Origin of the sequence: Pseudomonas sp. OG7 (assembly GCF_014192825.1) — a bacterium.
Lineage (GTDB): Bacteria > Pseudomonadota > Gammaproteobacteria > Pseudomonadales > Pseudomonadaceae > Aquipseudomonas > Aquipseudomonas monteilii.
This window is the reverse complement of record NZ_JACHYK010000003.1, coordinates 293954-309251: the sequence shown is the minus strand read 5'-3', so window position 1 is coordinate 309251 and position 15298 is coordinate 293954. Positions and strand designations below refer to the sequence as shown.

The window sequence follows — 15298 nt, the reverse complement described above, 5'->3', positions numbered from 1 at the left end:
ATTGCCGCCATGCAGGGCGCGATTGTTTTCATGGGTCACACGGTGCGTGGTGAAAAGGGAGCGCAAATATGGCGAAGTGCCATTATGCTGACAATACTTTCGGAATATATCCGACGAGTGACAGGTTAAGCGCTAGCGCATATCGTGGCCAATAGGCTTCATGCATGGCTGGAGGCCCTGAAGTCATTGGGGCGGCGTCAAATTGACAAGGGGCTTTGGGCCTCCCGCGTTGTCTTCGTTTGGGGAATTGAAAGGACTCAAGAATGGTTGAAACGAATGCGCTCGTGCCTGAACTCATTGTCAGTGATATCGAACGCAGCCTTGCTTTCTACTGCGGAATACTTGGCTTCAAGGTCGAGTACGAACGGCCTGAAGACCAATTCGCTTTCCTGTCTTTTGGCGGCAGCCAGTTGATGCTGGAACAGGACTGGCACAGCGAATCACCTTGGCGCGTTGGCCCGCTGGAGCCGCCCTATGGGCGTGGGATCAACCTGTCTATCGCATGCCCTGATGCATTGGCTTTGGTTGCAGCGTTGAACGCAGCAGGGCATGGTCTGAGAAACCCGGTTGAAGAGCGCTGGTACCGCAGCGCTCACGTATTGATTGGCCAGCGCAACTTCCTGGTGCAGGACCCTGACGGGTACCTGCTTCGGTTTGCTGAGGATCTCGGTACCAAACCCGCCTGAGGCTGTGGTGGGCACAGGAATAATTGATCTGATAATCGTCATCATCTGAGGTGCCATCCTTGCACGTGTGGGAGCGGGTTCACCGGCGAATCAGACGCTGCGGTGGATGGCACCGGCTTTGCCGGTGTTCGCGGCTAAAGCCGCTCCTACAGTGGCCGTGCAAGTTGCGATCTGTACGAGAGATCAAAATTCAGGCGAAAAAAAACCGACCATAAGGTCGGTTTTTTCCGGATCTTGGTGCCCCGAGGGAGACTCGAACTCCCACTCCTTTCGAAAACGGATTTTGAATCCGCCGCGTCTACCAATTCCGCCATCAGGGCAGTGGCGCGCAGTATAGAGAGCTGCCGCTGGTCGGTCAATCGGCTTTCATGGTCAATTTTCACACATTGGGCTAAACTTCCCGGCCCTGCCGAACCGAACATCATCATGCGCGTCGCCGATTTCTCCTTCGAACTCCCTGATTCCCTGATCGCCCGCCACCCGTTGGCCGAGCGCCATGGCAGCCGTCTGCTGGTGCTCGATGGGCCGACCGGCGCGCTGTCGCACCGGCAATTCCCCGACTTGCTCGACTACCTGCGCCCCGGCGACCTGATGGTGTTCAACAACACCCGGGTGATTCCGGCGCGGTTGTTTGGCCAGAAAGCCTCCGGCGGCAAGCTGGAAGTGCTGGTGGAGCGTGTGCTCGACAGCCACCGGGTGCTGGCCCATGTGCGTGCCAGCAAGGCGCCGAAAGAAGGCGCGGTCATCCTCATCGATGGCGGTGGCGAGGCCGAAATGGTCGCGCGTCACGACACGCTGTTCGAGCTGCGGTTCACCGAAGAGGTGCTGCCACTGCTCGACCGCGTCGGCCACATGCCGCTGCCGCCTTACATCGACCGCCCGGACGAGGGCGCCGACCGTGAGCGTTACCAGACCGTGTACGCCCAGCGTGCCGGTGCGGTTGCAGCGCCCACAGCGGGCCTGCACTTCGACGAGGCGCTGCTGGAAAAGATCGCCGCCAAGGGCGTGGAGCGGGCCTTCGTGACCCTGCACGTGGGGGCGGGCACCTTCCAGCCGGTGCGGGTCGACAAGATCGAAGACCACCACATGCATAAAGAGTGGCTCGAAGTGAGCCAGGATGTGGTCGATGCCATCGAAGCCTGCCGCGCACGCGGCGGCCGGGTGATCGCGGTTGGCACCACCAGTGTGCGTTCGCTGGAAAGCGCGGCACGTGATGGCGTGCTCAAGGCCTTCAGCGGCGACACCGACATCTTTATTTACCCAGGCCGGCCGTTCCATGTGGTCGACGCCCTGGTCACCAACTTCCACCTGCCGGAGTCCACGCTGCTGATGCTGGTCTCGGCCTTCGCCGGCTACCCCGAGACCATGGCCGCCTACGCGGCGGCGGTCGAGAACGGGTACCGCTTCTTCAGTTACGGTGATGCCATGTTCATCACCCGCAATCCGGCGCCACGCGGCCCCGAGGATCAAGCATGAGTCGCACCTGTCGAATGTCCTTCGAACTGCTGGCCACCGACGGCAAGGCCCGTCGTGGTCGCATCACCTTCCCTCGTGGCACCGTGGAAACCCCGGCGTTCATGCCGGTGGGCACCTACGGCACGGTCAAGGGCATGCTGCCACGCGATATCGAGGCCATTGGCGCCGAGATGATCCTGGGCAACACCTTCCACCTGTGGCTGCGCCCAGGCACCGAGGTGATCAAGAAGCACAACGGCCTGCACGACTTCATGCAATGGAAAGGCCCGATCCTCACCGACTCGGGTGGCTTCCAGGTGTTCAGCCTGGGTGCCATGCGCAAGATCAAGGAAGAGGGCGTGACCTTTGCCTCGCCAGTCGATGGCTCGAAAGTGTTCATGGGCCCGGAAGAGTCGATGCAGGTGCAGCGTGACCTGGGCTCGGACGTGGTGATGATCTTCGACGAGTGCACCCCGTACCCGGCCGAGCACGACGTGGCGCGCACCTCCATGGAGCTATCGCTGCGCTGGGCCCAGCGCTCGAAGAACGCCCACGCCGACAACACCGCAGCACTGTTCGGTATCGTCCAGGGCGGCATGTACCAGGACCTGCGCATGCGCTCGCTGGAAGGCCTGGAAAACATCGGCTTCGATGGCCTGGCCATTGGCGGCCTGTCGGTGGGCGAACCCAAGCACGAAATGATCAAAGTGCTGGATTACCTGCCGGGCCAGATGCCTGCTGACAAACCTCGTTACCTTATGGGGGTAGGCAAACCGGAAGATCTCGTTGAGGGTGTGCGCCGCGGCGTCGACATGTTCGACTGCGTGATGCCGACGCGTAATGCGCGCAACGGCCATCTGTTCGTCGATACAGGGGTGATCAAGATCCGCAACGCGTTCCATCGCCACGATGAATCGCGGCTGGATCCGACCTGTGACTGCTACACCTGCACCAACTTCTCCCGCGCCTATCTGCATCACCTGGACAAGTGCGGCGAAATGCTGAGCAGCATGCTGAATACCATCCACAACTTGCGCCATTACCAGCGCTTGATGGCCGGTTTACGCGAGGCTATTCAACAGGGTAAATTGGCCGCCTTTGTCGACGCCTTCTACGCCAAGCGCGGGCTGCCTGTGCCGCCTTTGGACTGACTGTTCGCACACATTATTAGAAAATTTACATTAGGAGTGCCCAATGAGCTTCTTGATCCCCGCCGCCTACGCGGACGCAGCAGCACCCGCCGCCGGCCCAGCCGGTACTGGCTTCGAGTGGATTTTCCTGGTCGGTTTCCTGGTCATCTTCTACCTGATGATCTGGCGCCCGCAGGCCAAGCGCGCCAAAGAGCAGAAGAACCTGCTGAGCAACTTGCAGAAAGGTGACGAAGTTGTCACCAACGGCGGCATCGCCGGCAAGATCATCAAGGTTTCCGATGACTTCGTGGTACTGGAAGTGTCCGACAACGTCGAACTGAAGTTCCAGAAGGGTGCCATTGCGGCCACCCTGCCAAAAGGTACGCTCAAGGCTATCTGAGTTACCGTTTTTTCTTTCCAGTCGGGGCGCGCAACGCGCCCCGCGTCTTGAACGGGCGGCGTGATGCTGAACAAATACCCTCTGTGGAAATATGCACTGATCGTGCTGGTACTGGTGGTCGGTTTCATTTATTCCGCTCCCAACCTCTACCCGGATGACCCTGCGGTGCAGATCAGCGGTGCCAGCTCGGCGCTGCAGGTGAACCAGGCCGACCTCGATCGCGTCAGCAAGGCGCTGGTCGATGCCAAGATCGCCGTCAAGGGCGCAAGCCTGGGCGAGAAGGGCAGCGGGCTGATCCGCCTGACCAACCAGGAAGACCAACTGCCAGCCAAGGATGTCGTGCGCAAGGCGCTGGGCGATGATTACGTCGTGGCCCTGAACCTGGCCCAGACTACCCCGCAATGGTTGCGCAATCTGGGTGCAAGCCCGATGAAGCTGGGCCTGGACCTGTCCGGTGGTGTGCACTTCCTGCTGGAAGTGGACATGGACAAGGCCATGACGGCCCGCATGAAAGTCTACGAAGGCGAGGTCAAGACCTTGCTGCGCAAAGAGCGCGTCCGCTACCGCAGCCTGCCTCAGCAGGATGGCGGCATCATGCTGGGCTTCGCTGACGATGCTACCCGCGAACAGGCGCGTGCCCTGATCCGCAAGAATTTCAATGACTTCGACCTGACCACCACCGAGCGCAACGAGCTTGCGGTGCTGCGTCTGGCGCTGACCCAGGCAAAAGTTGCCGAAATCCGCGAATACTCGATCAAGCAGAACCTCACCACCGTGCGCAACCGCGTGAACGAGCTGGGCGTGGCTGAGCCGCTGGTACAGCGCCAGGGCGCCAACCGTATCGTGGTCGAGCTGCCAGGTGTGCAGGACACTGCCGAAGCCAAGCGTATTCTCGGTAAAACGGCCAACCTGGAGTTCCGCTTCGGTGCCGAGCCAGGCGCGTCCAAGGCCACTACCGAGGTGTTCGAGTTCCGCGAAGGCGGCCGCTCCGCCCCTGTAGAGCGTGGCCTGATCATCACCGGTGACCAGGTAACCGACGCGCAGGCCAGCTTTGACGAGCACGGCCGCCCACAGGTGAACATCCGCCTGGATGGCCACGGTGGCGAGCTGATGAGCCGCGCTACCCGCAGCAACGTGGGTCGCAGCATGGCGGTGATCTTCATCGAGCAGAAGCCGGTCACCCGCTACGTCAAGCAGACCGTCGACGGCGTCGAGAAGGACGTTGCCGTACAAAGCTTCGTGGAAGAGAAGAAAATCATCAGCCTGGCGACTATCCAGTCGCCGCTGGGTAGCCAGTTCCGCATCACTGGCCTGAACGGCCAGGGCGAATCGTCCGAACTGGCCCTGCTGCTGCGTGCCGGTGGTCTGGCTGCGCCAATGTACTTCGCTGAAGAACGTACCATTGGCCCAAGCCTGGGTGCCGACAACATCACCAAGGGTATCGATGCATCGCTGTGGGGCATGCTGTTCGTCTCGCTGTTCATCATCGCCATCTACCGCGGCTTCGGCGTGATCGCCACCATCGCGCTGGCGGGCAACATGGTGCTGCTGCTTGCACTGATGTCGCTGCTGGGCGCCACCCTGACCCTGCCGGGTATTGCCGGTATCGTGTTGACCATGGGTATGGCGGTAGACGCCAACGTACTGATCTTCTCGCGTATCCGCGAAGAGCTGAACGCCGGCATGTCGGTACAGCGCGCCATCCACGAAGGCTTCAACCGCGCCTACACCGCGATCATCGACGCCAACCTGACCAGCCTGCTGGTCGGCGGCATCCTGTTCGCCATGGGTACCGGCCCGGTCAAAGGCTTTGCGGTCACCATGTCCCTCGGGATTTTCACCTCGATGTTCACCGCCGTCATGGTGACCCGTGCAATGGTCAACCTGACCTGCGGCGGGCGTGACATCAAGAAGCTGTGGGTTTGAGGGAGCTGCGATGAAAACCATCAACTTCATGGGCGTGCGCAATGTCGCGTTCGCCATTACCGTGCTCCTCACCGTGCTGGCGCTGTTCAGCTGGTGGCAGAAAGGCCTGAACTTTGGCCTGGACTTCACCGGCGGTACGCTGATCGAGCTGACCTACGAGCGCCCGGCCGACCTCAAGGCGGTGCGTGCCGAGCTGGTCGATTCCGGGTTCCACGAGGCTGTGGTGCAGAGCTTCGGCGCCACCACCGACCTGCTGGTGCGTATGCCGGGCGATGACCCGCAACTGGGTAACAAGGTAGCTGCTGCCCTGCAAAAGGCGGGCGGTGACAACCCGGCCACCCTCAAGCGTGTCGAGTTCGTCGGCCCGCAGGTAGGTGAAGAGCTGCGCGACCAGGGCGGCATGGGCATGCTCCTGGCCTTGGGCGGCATCCTCATCTACCTGGCCTTCCGCTTCCAGTGGAAGTTCGCCGTGGGCGCGATCGTTTCGCTGATCCACGACGTGGTGGTCACCCTGGGTATCCTGTCGTTCTTCCAGATCACCTTCGACCTGACGGTGCTGGCAGCGGTGCTGGCGATCATCGGTTACTCGCTGAACGACACCATCGTGGTATTCGACCGGGTGCGTGAGAACTTCCGCGTCATGCGCAAGGCATCGTTGATCGAAAACATCAACGTTTCCACCACCCAGACCCTCCTGCGTACCATCGCCACCTCGGTTTCGACCTTGCTGGCCATTGCTGCGCTGCTGTTCTTCGGTGGCGATAACCTGTTCGGCTTCTCGCTGGCCCTGTTCATCGGCGTCATGGCCGGTACCTACTCGTCGATCTATATCGCCAACGTGGTGCTGATCTGGCTGAACCTGAACAGCGAAGACCTGATCCCGCCGGCCAAGGCGGAAGGTGTGGACGAGCGCCCATAAAGGCTTGTCTCACGCCGTTTGGCTGCCCGAAAGGCGCGAGTATTGAACTCGCGCCTTTTTTTTTGCTCCAAGGCTGGGAGAAGGCGGGCTAAACCCCGCGGGTATGATCAGGAGGTTCATGTGAACAAATCAATGCTGGTGGGTGCGGTACTGGGTGCTGTCGGTGTAACTGCCGGAGGTGCTGTGGCGACCTACAGCTTGGTCAACAAGGGGCCTGAGTATGCGCAGGTCACCGACGTGCAACCGATCAAACAACAGGTAAAAACCCCGCGCGAGGTCTGCAAGGACGTCGCCGTGACGCGTCAGGCACCGGTCAAGGACCAGCACCAGATTGCCGGTACTGTGGTGGGTGCAATCGCCGGTGGTTTGCTGGGTAACCAGATTGGCGGCGGCACCGGCAAGAAGATCGCCACCGTGGCCGGTGCGGTCGGTGGTGGTTATGCCGGTAACAAGGTGCAGGAAGGCATGCAGGAGCGTGACACCTACACCACCACGCAAACTCGCTGCAACACGGTGAATGACATCAGTGAGAAGGTGGTGGGCTACAACGTGACCTACACCCTTGGCGATCAGGTCGGCAAGGTGAAGATGGACCGTGAGCCGGGGTCGACCATTCCAGTGGACAAGAATGGCAAGCTGATCCTGAGCGAGGCAGGGCAGTGATCTTGTTGCCTGTGCCGGCGATGAGGTCGGTGCAGGCAATGCAAAGCTGTCAGGCAAAAAAAAGCACCCCGAGGGGTGCTTTTTGCTTTCCGGCGATCTGCGCTTAGCGCTTCATGCTCTCTGGCAGGTGCGGCTGGATGGCCGTCAGTACGGCCTTGAAGCACTTGATGTTGCCTGCAACGATGTGGCCCTTGTCGAGGAAGTCGTGGCCACCGTTGAAGTCGCTCACCAGGCCACCGGCTTCCTGGATCAGCAGCACGCCAGCTGCCATGTCCCACTCGGACAGGCCCGACTCCCAGAAGGCGTCGAAACGGCCAGCGGCCACGTAGGCCAGGTCCAGGCTGGCGGAACCGGCGCGGCGGATGCCGGCGGTCTGGCCAGTCAGGGCGCGGAACATGCCCAGGTAGTTGTCCATGTCAGCCATCTGGTTGTCACGGAACGGGAAGCCGGTACCCAACAGGGCACCTTCCAGGCTGGTGCGCGAGCTGACGCGCAGGCGACGGCCATTGAGTTGGGCACCACGGCCACGGCTGGCGGTGAATTCTTCCTGGCGAACCGGGTCGACGATCACGGCGTGCTCAAGGCGGCCACGGTATTTGCAGGCGATGCTGACGGCGAAGTGCGGGATGCCACGCAGGAAGTTGGTGGTGCCGTCCAGCGGGTCGATGATCCACAGGTAATCCTTGCCTTCTTCGCCGCTACCCGCGTGCAGGCCGGTTTCCTCGCCCTGGATGGAGTGGTTCGGGTAGGCCTTGCGCAGGGCGTTGACGATGCTCTGCTCGGCGGCGCGATCAACCTCGGAAACGTAGTCCTTAGCCTCTTTCTCGTCCACCTTGATGCTATCCAGGCGTTCGATGGAGCGGAAAATCAGTTCACTGGCGCTGCGAGCGGCGCGCAGGGCGATATTCAGCATAGGCTGCATGGGCGGGTCACCTGGAGATGTTAAAGAAGAAAGCCGATCATTCTAGCAGAAAACTTTGGCGGCAGAAGTGTCACATTTGCTTTCATGGCGTTACGTCTGTCGGTTCTGTAAGATCGAAGCCCCTGATTCCTGCATCTGTGAGCACAACACCTTGCTGCAAAATATTCGTGTTGTTCTGGTCAATACCAGCCACCCCGGCAACATCGGCGGCGCTGCGCGTGCCATGAAAAACATGGGCTTGTCGCGTCTGGTGCTGGTGCAGCCGAAAGAATTCCCCGCCGTGGATGCCAGTGCCCGTGCCTCGGGCGCCGACGATGTGCTGGATAACGCCCAGGTGGTCGACAGCCTTGAACAGGCGCTGGTCGGCTGCAACCTGGTGATGGGCACCAGCGCCCGCGAGCGCAGCATTCCCTGGCCGTTGATCGGCCCGCGCGAGTGCGGTGCCAAGGCGGTGGAGCATGCCAATGGTGGCGAAGAAATCGCCCTGGTGTTCGGGCGCGAACACGCTGGCCTGACCAACGAAGAACTGCAGCGATGTCACTTCCACGTGCACATTCCCTCCAACCCCGACTTCAGTTCGCTGAACCTCGCCGCTGCCGTGCAGGTGCTCGCCTATGAGGTGCGCATGGCGTGGCTAGCTGGCGGTGCAGCGCCGGAAAAAGTCGAGAAGGTTGACGCCAGCGAGCTGGCGACCATGGACGAAATGGAGCTGTTCTACGACCACCTGGAAAAAACCCTGGTGGGCATCGGCTTCCTCGACCCGGAAAAACCCAAGCACCTGATGCCGCGCTTGCGCCGGCTTTATGGGCGGGTGGCGGTCGAGCGTTCGGAAATGAGCATTTTGCGCGGCATCCTTACCGAGACCCAGAAAGTGGTCCGGGGCGAGCCGCATAAACGGAAGGACTGACAGATGTTCGAACGCCTGCGTGAAGATATTCAAAGCGTATTCCACCGTGACCCGGCTGCGCGCAATGCCTTCGAGGTGCTCACCTGCTACCCCGGCATGCATGCCATCTGGCTGCACCGTCTGGGCAATGCCTTGTGGAAGCGTGATTTCAAGTGGCTGGCCCGGCTGGTGTCCAACTTCGGCCGCTGGCTGACCGGTATCGAGATCCACCCGGGCGCCACCATTGGCCGGCGCTTCTTCATTGACCATGGCATGGGTATCGTCATTGGCGAAACCGCCGAGATCGGCGACGACGTCACCCTTTATCAGGGCGTGACCCTAGGCGGAACCAGCTGGAACAAAGGCAAGCGCCACCCCACTCTGGAAAACGGCGTGGTGGTAGGGGCGGGGGCCAAAGTGCTGGGCCCGTTCACGGTCGGCGCGGGGGCCAAGATTGGTTCCAATGCAGTGGTGACCAAGGCGGTGCCAGCGGGCGCCACGGCGGTGGGCATCCCTGGGCGGATCATCGTCAAGAGCGAAGACAACGAAGTCGAGGCCAAGCGCAAGGCCATGGCCGAGAAGATCGGCTTCGATGCCTACGGCGTCAGTGGCGACATGCCCGACCCGGTGGCGCGTGCCATCGGCCAGATGCTCGACCACTTGCAAGCGGTGGACGAGCGGCTGGAGGGTATGTGTGGCGCCCTGACCAAGATGGGGAGCGACTACTGCGCCAAGGAGCTGCCAGCCCTGCCGGAAGATGATTTTGCCGAGGAGGCCAAGGTGGCCCAGCGCGACACTCAGTCGCATTGATTGCGCCGCACTGAAATCATAGTGACATACGGGGCGTGTGCTCATGCCCCTCGTCTGCTACACTCGCGCCCGCCTCCCCGATGCAAACCCGACTAAAGCAGTAGGTCTTATAGTTGACTTAAATGCTCGGGAATCGCATACTCGCACACATCCCGAAACTCCCGTGGTACCCAATAGCCATGCGACTGACTACCAAAGGCCGATACGCCGTGACCGCCATGCTCGACCTGGCGTTGCACGCGCAGCATGGGCCGGTGTCTTTGGCCGATATTTCCGAGCGCCAGGGCATTTCCCTCTCTTATCTGGAACAGCTGTTCGCCAAGTTGCGCCGCAGCAGCCTGGTTTCCAGCGTGCGCGGTCCAGGCGGTGGCTACCAGCTGTCGCGGGGCATGGCAACCATCCAGGTGGCCCAGGTCATCGATGCGGTCAACGAGTCGGTCGATGCTACCCGTTGCCAGGGCCTCGGGGACTGCCATGCCGGTGATACCTGCCTGACCCACCACCTGTGGTGCGACCTCAGCCAGCAGATCCATGAATTCCTCAGCGGCATCAGCCTGGCCGACCTCGTCATGCGCCGTGAGGTACAGGAAGTCGCCCAGCGCCAGGACTTGCGACGTGTCGCAGGCCGAACTGCCCAGCTGGACAAGATTGAGACGTCCGCCGTCGATTGATCCCCCAGGGACGATGAGCGACGCCACCGCCTGATAGGAGAGACAAATGAAGTTGCCGATCTACCTCGATTACTCCGCGACCACTCCGGTCGACCCACGCGTGGCCCAGAAGATGGCCGACTGCCTGCTGGTCGACGGGAACTTCGGTAACCCGGCTTCGCGCTCCCACGTCTTCGGCTGGAAGGCCGAGGAAGCGGTCGAGAACGGTCGTCGCCAGGTTGCTGAGCTGATCAACGCCGATCCGCGCGAAATCGTCTGGACCAGCGGTGCCACCGAGTCCGACAACCTCGCGCTGAAAGGCGTCGCGCACTTCTATCAGACCAAGGGCAAGCACATCATCACCTCCAAGATCGAGCACAAGGCGGTCCTGGATACCGCTCGCCAGCTGGAGCGTGAAGGTTTCGAAGTCACCTACCTTGAGCCAGGCGAAGACGGCATCGTCACCCCGGCCATGGTAGAAGCAGTGCTGCGCGACGACACCATCCTGGTCTCGCTGATGCACGTGAACAACGAAGTCGGCTCGATCAACGACATCGCCGCCATCGGTGAACTGACCCGTTCGCGCGGCGTCCTGTTCCACGTCGATGCCGCCCAGTCGGCCGGCAAGGTCGAAATCGACCTGCAAAAACTGAAAGTCGACCTGATGTCGTTCTCGGCGCACAAGGTCTACGGCCCTAAAGGTATCGGCGCGCTGTACGTCAGCCGCAAGCCGCGTGTACGCCTGGAAGCCATCATTCACGGCGGTGGCCATGAGCGTGGCATGCGTTCGGGCACTCTGCCAACTCACCAGATTGTCGGCATGGGCGAAGCCTTCGCCATCGCCAAGCAGGAAATGGTCGCAGAGAACGCGCGCATCAAGGCCCTGAGCGACCGCTTCTTCAAGCAGGTTTCGGACCTTGAAGAGCTGTACGTCAACGGCAGCCAGACTGCCCGCGTACCGCACAACCTGAACCTGAGCTTCAACTACGTCGAAGGCGAATCGCTGCTGATGTCGCTGAAGGACATCGCCGTTTCGTCCGGATCGGCCTGCACCTCCGCGTCGCTCGAACCTTCGTACGTACTGCGTGCCCTGGGCCGCAACGACGAGCTGGCGCACAGCTCGATCCGCTTCTCCTTCGGCCGTTTCACCACCGAAGAAGAAGTCGACTACGCCGCGCAGAAAGTCTGCGAGGCCGTCAACAAACTGCGTGAGCTGTCGCCGCTGTGGGACATGTACAAAGACGGCGTTGACATCTCCAAGATCGAGTGGGCCGCCCACTAAGCAGTCGCCGGCAAGAGCGGCTCCCTGATGAGGAAGGAATTGCACCATGGCATACAGTGAAAAGGTCATCGACCACTACGAAAACCCACGCAACGTCGGCAAGATGAATGCCGAAGACCCAGACGTTGGCACCGGCATGGTCGGCGCCCCGGCGTGCGGTGACGTAATGCGTCTGCAAATCAAGGTCAACGAGCAGGGCGTTATCGAAGACGCCAAGTTCAAGACCTACGGCTGCGGTTCGGCCATTGCTTCCAGCTCCCTCGCCACCGAGTGGATGAAGGGCAAGACCCTGGACGAAGCCGAGACCATCAAGAACACCCAGCTGGCCGAAGAACTGGCGTTGCCGCCGGTCAAGATCCACTGCTCGGTACTCGCCGAAGATGCCATCAAGGCAGCGGTACGCGATTACAAGCAGAAGAAAGGCTTGATCTAAGCCGCCTGTTGCGAGGTAAGGAGTCCTGATGGCTATCAGCATGACAGAAGCCGCCGCCAACCACATTCGCCGCTCCCTCGACGGGCGCGGCAAGGGTGAGGGCATTCGCCTGGGCGTGCGCACCACCGGTTGCTCGGGCCTGGCCTACGTGCTGGAGTTCGTTGACGAACTGGCGGACGAAGACCAGGTGTTCGAGAACCACGGCGTGAAGGTGATCATCGATCCCAAGAGCCTGGTCTACCTCGACGGCACCGAGCTGGATTTCGTCAAGGAAGGGTTGAACGAAGGCTTCAAGTTCAACAACCCCAACGTGCGCGGTGAGTGTGGCTGCGGCGAAAGCTTCAACGTTTGAGGCTGGCTGTGGGAACTCCTTGTCATTTCGCATTGTTTGACCTCCAGCCAAGCTTCCGCCTGGACCTCGACAAGCTGGCCACTCGCTACCGCGAGTTGGCCCGCGAAGTCCATCCCGACCGCTTTGCCGACGCCTCCGAGCGTGAGCAGCGTGTAGCGCTGGAGAAGTCCGCAGCCCTCAACGACGCTTACCAGACACTGCGCAGTGCGCCGCGTCGCGCCCGCTATCTGCTGGCCATCGGTGGTCATGAAGTGCCCCAGGAAGTCACGGTCCACGACCCGGACTTCCTGTTGCAGCAGATGCAGTGGCGCGAAGAGCTCGAAGAGTTGCAGGACGAAGCCGACCTTGACGGCGTGGGTGTGTTCAAGCGGCGCCTGAAGGCTGCCCAGGACACCCTGAACGAGGACTTTGCCGCCTGCTGGGATGCCCCAGGCGAGCGCGAAAAGGCCGAGCGCCTGATGCGTCGCATGCAATTCCTCGACAAGCTCGCCCAAGAAGTGCGCCAACTGGAAGAGCGCCTCGACGATTAACCCGGTGTCGCCCGTGATGGCACCTAAGGTATTCAGATAAGCATGGCCCTACTGCAGATTGCCGAACCCGGTCAAAGCCCTCAGCCGCACCAGCGCCGCCTGGCGGTGGGGATCGACCTGGGTACCACCAACTCTCTGGTCGCTGCATTGCGCAGCGGCCGTAGCGAGCCCCTGCCTGATGCGCAGGGTAACGTCATTCTGCCGTCCGCGGTGCGCTACCTCGAAGGGCGCAACGAAGTGGGGCAGGCCGCACGTGATGCCGCTTCCAGCGACCCGCTGAACACCGTGCTGTCGGTCAAGCGCCTGATGGGGCGCGGCCTGGCCGACGTCAAGCAGCTGGGCGAGCAGTTGCCCTACCGCTTTGTGGGTGGCGAGTCGCATATGCCGTTCATCGACACTGTGCAGGGCCCGAAAAGCCCGGTGGAAGTGTCCGCTGACATCCTCAAGGTGCTGCGCGAGCGCGCCGAAGCGACCCTGGGTGGCGAGCTGGTAGGCGCGGTGATCACCGTGCCGGCCTATTTTGACGACGCCCAGCGCCAGGCCACCAAGGACGCTGCGCGCCTGGCAGGTTTGAACGTGCTGCGCCTGCTCAATGAGCCGACGGCGGCTGCCGTGGCCTATGGCCTGGACCAGAATGCCGAAGGTGTGGTGGCCATCTATGACCTGGGTGGCGGTACCTTCGATATTTCCATTCTGCGCCTGACCGCTGGTGTGTTCGAGGTGCTGGCCACCGGTGGCGATACCGCCCTGGGTGGTGACGATTTCGACCACGCCATTGCCGGCTGGATCATCGAGCAGGCTGGCCTGTCGTCCGACCTGGATCCGGCCACCCAGCGTGCGTTGCTGCAAACAGCATGCGCCGCCAAGGAAGCGCTGACCGACGCCGACGTGGTCGGCGTCAGCCATGGCGCCTGGCAGGGTGAGCTGAGCCGTGCCGCGTTCGAAGCCATGATCGAACCGATGGTTGCCCGCAGCCTCAAGGCCTGCCGCCGCGCCGTGCGCGACAGTGGCGTGGAGCTGGAAGAAGTCAGTGCCGTGGTCATGGTGGGTGGCTCGACCCGCGTACCACGAGTGCGCGAAGCCGTGGGCGGGCTGTTCGGCCGTACCCCGCTGACCTCGATCGATCCTGACCAGGTGGTGGCCATCGGTGCCGCCATTCAGGCCGACACCCTGGCCGGCAACCGCCGCGAAGGTGGTGAACTGCTGCTGCTCGATGTCATCCCGCTGTCGCTTGGTCTTGAGACCATGGGCGGGCTGATGGAGAAGGTGATCCCGCGCAACACCACCATTCCGGTGGCGCGTGCCCAGGAGTTCACCACTTATAAAGATGGCCAGACGGCCATGATGATCCATGTCCTGCAGGGTGAGCGCGAGCTGATCAGCGACTGCCGCTCGCTGGCCCGTTTCGAGCTGCGCGGCATTCCGGCCATGGTTGCCGGTGCGGCGAAAATCCGCGTCACCTTCCAGGTGGATGCCGATGGCCTGCTCAGCGTCGCCGCCCGCGAACTGGGTTCGGGCGTGGAAGCCAGCATCCAGGTCAAACCGTCCTACGGCCTGACCGATGGTGAAATCGCCCGCATGCTGAAGGACTCCTTCGAACACGCAGGTTCCGACAAGCACGCCCGCCAGCTGCGCGAGCACCAGGTGGACGGCGAGCGCCTGCTTGAAGCGGTACAGGGCGCCCTGGACGCCGACGGTGAGCGCCTGCTCAGCCGTGACGAGCGCGAAGCCATCGAATTCCAGATGCAAGAACTACGTGATTTGCTGGCCGGCACCGATGGCGCAGCCATCGAGCAACAGACCAAGCGTCTGTCGCAGGTGACCGACGCATTTGCCGCCCGTCGCCTTGATTCGACGGTCAAAGCCGCACTGGCCGGGCGCAACCTGAATGAGATCGAGGAGTAACCGATGCCGCTGGTGACATTCCTGCCGCATGAGAAGTTCTGCCCCGAGGGGCTGACCGTGGAGGCGCCGACCGGGACCAATATCCTGGAACTGGCCCACGACCATCACATCGAGATGGAAAGTGCCTGCGGCGGCGTCAAGGCCTGTACCACTTGCCACTGCATCGTGCGCAAGGGTTTCGACTCGCTGGAAGAAGCCGACGAGCTGGAAGAAGACATGCTGGACAAGGCCTGGGGCCTGGAAGCGCAGTCGCGCCTGGGGTGTCAGGTGGTCGTCGCTGACGAAGACCTGACCATCGAGATCCCCAAGTACTCGCTCAACCACGCCGCTGAAGCGCCGCACTGAGGTT

General features: G+C 61.8%; 17 protein-coding genes and 1 tRNA gene. 16 read left to right on the top strand and 2 right to left on the bottom strand.

Annotation, left to right across the window (positions count from 1 at the left end; genetic code table 11):
• Window positions 1-263: 263 nt before the first annotated feature.
• On the top strand, window positions 264-686 hold the full coding sequence (locus FHW75_RS09580) for a VOC family protein (RefSeq protein ID WP_019098535.1): 423 nt from the start codon (window positions 264-266) through the stop codon (window positions 684-686).
• 235 nt (window positions 687-921) lie between these two features.
• On the opposite strand, the gene FHW75_RS09575 is transcribed toward FHW75_RS09580, so the two are convergent.
• Window positions 922-1006 (bottom strand) — tRNA-Leu (locus tag FHW75_RS09575).
• Between the two features lie 106 nt (window positions 1007-1112).
• Here FHW75_RS09575 and queA point away from each other — a divergent pair.
• From queA to FHW75_RS09545, 6 genes are all read left to right on the top strand, one after another.
• The gene (gene queA, locus FHW75_RS09570; RefSeq protein ID WP_016713217.1) at window positions 1113-2162 is read left to right on the top strand and encodes a tRNA preQ1(34) S-adenosylmethionine ribosyltransferase-isomerase QueA; all 1050 of its coding nucleotides are present in this window, start codon (window positions 1113-1115) and stop codon (window positions 2160-2162) included.
• Window positions 2163-2176: 14 nt separating this feature from the next.
• On the top strand, window positions 2177-3292 hold the full coding sequence (tgt, locus tag FHW75_RS09565) for a tRNA guanosine(34) transglycosylase Tgt (RefSeq protein ID WP_183673624.1): 1116 nt from the start codon (window positions 2177-2179) through the stop codon (window positions 3290-3292).
• A gap of 43 nt (window positions 3293-3335) precedes the next feature.
• Window positions 3336-3671, top strand: a complete 336-nt coding sequence (gene yajC, locus FHW75_RS09560; protein ID WP_016713216.1) for a preprotein translocase subunit YajC — start codon at window positions 3336-3338, stop codon at window positions 3669-3671.
• A gap of 63 nt (window positions 3672-3734) precedes the next feature.
• Window positions 3735-5597: a protein translocase subunit SecD gene (gene secD / locus FHW75_RS09555; protein ID WP_016713215.1), complete on the top strand. Its 1863-nt coding sequence runs from the start codon at window positions 3735-3737 to the stop codon at window positions 5595-5597.
• Between the two features lie 10 nt (window positions 5598-5607).
• Window positions 5608-6516 carry a protein translocase subunit SecF gene (gene secF, locus FHW75_RS09550; RefSeq protein WP_016713214.1) on the top strand — a complete coding sequence of 303 codons (909 nt, stop codon included), beginning with the start codon at window positions 5608-5610 and terminating at the stop codon, window positions 6514-6516.
• Window positions 6517-6636: 120 nt separating this feature from the next.
• Window positions 6637-7179: a glycine zipper 2TM domain-containing protein gene (locus FHW75_RS09545; RefSeq protein ID WP_025753813.1), complete on the top strand. Its 543-nt coding sequence runs from the start codon at window positions 6637-6639 to the stop codon at window positions 7177-7179.
• A gap of 103 nt (window positions 7180-7282) precedes the next feature.
• Here FHW75_RS09545 and suhB read toward each other — a convergent pair whose 3' ends face one another.
• Entirely contained in the window at window positions 7283-8101 is an 819-nt protein-coding gene (gene suhB, locus FHW75_RS09540; RefSeq protein WP_016713212.1) for an inositol-phosphate phosphatase, read from the bottom strand.
• A gap of 151 nt (window positions 8102-8252) precedes the next feature.
• Between suhB and trmJ the strand changes: the two genes are divergently transcribed.
• The 9 genes from trmJ (at window position 8253) to fdx (ending at window position 15294) form a co-directional block, all read left to right on the top strand.
• A complete protein-coding gene (trmJ, locus tag FHW75_RS09535; protein ID WP_016713211.1) occupies window positions 8253-9008 on the top strand; it encodes a tRNA (cytosine(32)/uridine(32)-2'-O)-methyltransferase TrmJ in 756 nt (251 codons plus the stop codon).
• Window positions 9009-9011: 3 nt separating this feature from the next.
• Window positions 9012-9797: a serine O-acetyltransferase gene (cysE, locus tag FHW75_RS09530; RefSeq protein ID WP_016713210.1), complete on the top strand. Its 786-nt coding sequence runs from the start codon at window positions 9012-9014 to the stop codon at window positions 9795-9797.
• Window positions 9798-9976: 179 nt separating this feature from the next.
• Entirely contained in the window at window positions 9977-10468 is a 492-nt protein-coding gene (iscR, locus tag FHW75_RS09525) for a Fe-S cluster assembly transcriptional regulator IscR (protein WP_025753812.1), read from the top strand.
• Between the two features lie 46 nt (window positions 10469-10514).
• A complete protein-coding gene (locus FHW75_RS09520) occupies window positions 10515-11729 on the top strand; it encodes an IscS subfamily cysteine desulfurase (protein ID WP_012270592.1) in 1215 nt (404 codons plus the stop codon).
• Between the two features lie 46 nt (window positions 11730-11775).
• The gene (gene iscU, locus FHW75_RS09515) at window positions 11776-12162 is read left to right on the top strand and encodes a Fe-S cluster assembly scaffold IscU (RefSeq protein WP_003248539.1); all 387 of its coding nucleotides are present in this window, start codon (window positions 11776-11778) and stop codon (window positions 12160-12162) included.
• Window positions 12163-12190: 28 nt separating this feature from the next.
• Entirely contained in the window at window positions 12191-12514 is a 324-nt protein-coding gene (iscA, locus tag FHW75_RS09510) for an iron-sulfur cluster assembly protein IscA (protein WP_003248536.1), read from the top strand.
• An 8-nt stretch (window positions 12515-12522) separates the two neighbouring features.
• Window positions 12523-13044, top strand: coding sequence for a co-chaperone HscB (hscB, locus tag FHW75_RS09505; RefSeq protein ID WP_025753811.1), 522 nt, complete (start codon window positions 12523-12525; stop codon window positions 13042-13044).
• 42 nt (window positions 13045-13086) lie between these two features.
• On the top strand, window positions 13087-14949 hold the full coding sequence (gene hscA / locus FHW75_RS09500) for a Fe-S protein assembly chaperone HscA (RefSeq protein WP_183673536.1): 1863 nt from the start codon (window positions 13087-13089) through the stop codon (window positions 14947-14949).
• Between the two features lie 3 nt (window positions 14950-14952).
• Window positions 14953-15294 (top strand): ISC system 2Fe-2S type ferredoxin, encoded by a 342-nt coding sequence (gene fdx, locus FHW75_RS09495; RefSeq protein ID WP_016713205.1) that lies wholly within the window; start codon window positions 14953-14955, stop codon window positions 15292-15294.
• Window positions 15295-15298: the final 4 nt, after the last annotated feature.